This is a genomic window from Mesorhizobium sp. M7D.F.Ca.US.004.01.2.1 (genome assembly GCF_003997785.1).
GTDB classification, from domain to species: domain Bacteria; phylum Pseudomonadota; class Alphaproteobacteria; order Rhizobiales; family Rhizobiaceae; genus Mesorhizobium; species Mesorhizobium loti.
In genome coordinates, this window is the sequence record NZ_RZRQ01000504.1 from 1 (window position 1) to 3,070 (window position 3,070).

At 63.9% G+C, this 3,070-nt stretch carries 4 protein-coding genes; 2 read left to right on the plus strand and 2 right to left on the minus strand.

Annotated features, from left to right (window positions below; translation table 11 throughout):
* Both EN993_RS33785 and EN993_RS33790 read right to left on the minus strand, forming a co-directional pair.
* A partial coding sequence (locus tag EN993_RS33785) for a MoxR family ATPase (protein ID WP_164757988.1) occupies window positions 1-756 on the minus strand: 756 nt, incomplete at its 3' end.
* A complete protein-coding gene (locus EN993_RS33790; RefSeq protein ID WP_127266049.1) occupies window positions 753-1,280 on the minus strand; it encodes a flavin reductase in 528 nt (175 codons plus the stop codon). The genes EN993_RS33785 and EN993_RS33790, both read right to left, overlap by 4 nt.
* A gap of 190 nt (window positions 1,281-1,470) precedes the next feature.
* Here EN993_RS33790 and EN993_RS33795 point away from each other — a divergent pair, with 190 nt between their 5' ends.
* Window positions 1,471-2,544: an ABC transporter substrate-binding protein gene (locus EN993_RS33795; protein ID WP_127266050.1), complete on the plus strand. Its 1,074-nt coding sequence runs from the start codon at window positions 1,471-1,473 to the stop codon at window positions 2,542-2,544.
* The coding region (locus EN993_RS33800; protein ID WP_164757989.1) for a P1 family peptidase at window positions 2,544-3,070 on the plus strand (527 nt) is incomplete at its 3' end. The genes EN993_RS33795 and EN993_RS33800, both read left to right, overlap by 1 nt.

The following is a 3,070-nucleotide window of genomic DNA, read 5'->3' on the forward strand; positions in this document are numbered from 1 at the left end:
GGTTTCGGCGACGCCCGGCACCTTGAACAATTCGATCTGGCGCAGCTTCTGGATGAACGACACCACTTCGGCCGAAAGCCGTTGATTGGCCTGTGGCACCTTGCGGCGCACGATCTCCAGCTCGCGCTCGGCATTGGGATAGTCGACCCAGTGATAGAGACAGCGCCGTTTCAGCGCGTCATGAATCTCGCGGGTGCGGTTGGTGGTGATGATGACGATCGGCGGTTCTTCCGCCTTGATGGTGCCGAGTTCAGGCACCGTCACCTGGAAGTCGGACAGGATTTCGAGCAGGAAAGCCTCGAACGCCTCGTCGGTGCGGTCGAGCTCGTCGATCAGGAAGACCGGGGCGGCGCCCGTCTTGCCGGTCAGCGCATCGAGCACCGGGCGGCGGATCAGGTATTTTTCGGAGAAGACATTGCGCTCCATGGCGGAGCGCTCAACCTTGCCGGCCGCCTCCTCCATGCGGATCTCGATCATCTGCGCGGCGTAGTTCCACTCATAGACGGCGGAAGAAACGTCGAGGCCTTCATAGCATTGCAGACGGATGAGCCGGCGGCCAAGCGCCTGTGCCAGCACCTTGGCAATCTCGGTCTTGCCTACGCCGGCTTCGCCCTCGAGGAATAGCGGCCGCTTCATGCGCAACGACAGGAACAGCACGGTCGCCAGCGACCGGTCCGCCACATAATCCGCGCCGGTCAGGAGATCGAGCGTCTCGTCGATCGTCCGCGGCGCGGCGCGCGGTTTCAACTCGGTCATTCTTTCTCCGTGAACGCCGCCGCTCCGCTTTCCAGTACGTGGTAGCCGCGGGCGTGGTAGATCAGCGGCCGCAAATTATCGCCCATCCGCAGACCTGTCACCTTGCCAAAAAGCACACGATGGGTGGCCAGGTCCTTGGTGTCGATCAATTCGCAGTCGAACACGGCGAGCGCGCCTTTTAGGGTTGGCGCGCCGGTGGAGATCACGTCCCATTCGCCGAGCGCGAAACGCTCCTCGACTGGCAGGCCGGTGATGCCGGAAAAGCCGACCGACAGCGGCTCCTGGTGCGAAGCCAGCGTGTTCAAGGCAAATTTGCCGTTTTTAACGAACGGCTCGTTCTTGAGATTTTCGCGGTTGAGACAGACCAGAATGGTCGGCGGAGTGTCCGACACCGAACAGGCGGCGATCACCGTCGCGCCGCGCTTGCCGGCCGGCCCGTCGGTGGTGACCACATGGACGTGGCCGGCAAAGTGGCTCATTGCGTCGCGATAGGCCTGCGGCCCAATGTCGTTCTTCTTCAGCACCGGAAATTTTCCATGGTCATGACCCTATCGCTATATATGGCGACATACGACATGCCACAAGCGAGGCGACGGCTGGACCTCGGCTCATCTCCTTGAATTCGCATGTTGCACCAAGGCCGGGCAGCCTTTAGGTCTTGGCGGGAATTGGCGCCTGCAAGATGTCGCCAGCTTGGAGGAATTCTTCACCAGGATGCGACCCAGGGTAACGACAACGGCCGCATTGGTCTGGCTGTTCATGGCCAGCGCCGCCAGCGCCCAGACGCTGCTGGTCGGCGTCGCCGCGCCCCTGTCGGGACCATCGGCCATTCTCGGCAAGCAGATCGAGGCCGGCACCGGTCTGGCGGCCGAAGCGAACGGCATCGCACTCAAGACCGTGGATGATGCCTGCACCGCCGACGGCGGCGCTGCTGCGGCCAGGGAATTCGCCGCGGCCAAGGTCAGCATCGTGGTCGGCTTTCTCTGCACCGAGGCGATCGAGGCGGCGATGCCGATCCTCAAGGACGCCGGCATTCCAGTCATCACCGTTGGCGTGCGAACCGAAAGCCTGACCGACCGCCACGCCAAGACCGGCTGGCCGGTCTATCGCCTCGGGCCACGCGGCGACGATGAGCGCAACACCGTCGCCTCTGCCCTCACCCATCTGTGGCAGAACGAGCTGTTCGCCATCATCGACGACGGCACCATCTATGGCCGTGAGATCGCCGAGACGCTGCGGGCAGCGGCCGAGCAGGCGGCGCTGAAACCGGTATTCGTCGATACGTTCCGGCCACAGCTCGACAATCAGATCGGCATGATCGGTCGGCTGAAGAAGGCCGGCGCCACGCATGTTTTTGCCGGCGGCGACGGCGACGACATCGCTATCATGGGCCGCGATGCCGCACAGCTCCAGGCCGGTATCGTCTTTGCCGGCGGCGAGAATCTGCGCACACCGCCGGGCGATGTGCCTTATGCCGTGGGCACACTGATGATCGCACCGCCGGAATGGGCCGATGTCGCCGACCCCAAAGTTCTGGCAGCCTTCGCCACGCAGAAGATCGTGCCTGACGGCTATACGCTGCCCGCCTTTGCGGCGGTCGAAATCGCCAAGGCGGCGGCAGGCTTGTCTGAAAGCTCGGGCAAGCCGCTGGCTGAAGCCCTGACCGGACAGGATTTCACCACTGCGATCGGGCCGATCCGCTTTGATGCGAAAGGCGATCTCAGCCAGAGCCCCTATCGCGTCTTCCGCTTCGACGGCACACGCTTTGCGCCCTTGGAAAGCAACTGATGTTTCGCACCGGCCCGCGCAACCTGATCACCGACATTGCCGGCCTGCGCGTCGGCAATGCGTCGGATGCCAGGCTGAAATCAGGCGTCACGACGATCCTTTGCGATGGGCCGACGGTGGCGGGCGTCCAGATCCTGGGCGGTGCGCCGGGCACCCGCGAGACCGATCTGCTCGAGCCGCACAATTCGGTCGAGGTGGTGCACGCCGTGGTGCTTTCTGGCGGCTCGGCTTTCGGCCTCGACGCGGCATCCGGGGTGCAGGCGGCCTTGCGCGAACGCGGCATCGGCCTGGAGGTCGGTGGTTTTCGCGTGCCGATCGTGCCATCGGCGATCCTGTTCGACCTGCGCAATGGCGGCGACAAGGATTGGGGCCGTTATCCACCCTACCGTGAGCTTGGCTATGAAGCAGTGCAAACCGCCACCGTCGATTTCCAACTCGGCACGATCGGTGCCGGCACCGGTGCATTGACCTCAGGGCTGAAGGGCGGTCTCGGCTCCGCCTCGACGCTGCTGGACAGTGGCATCAC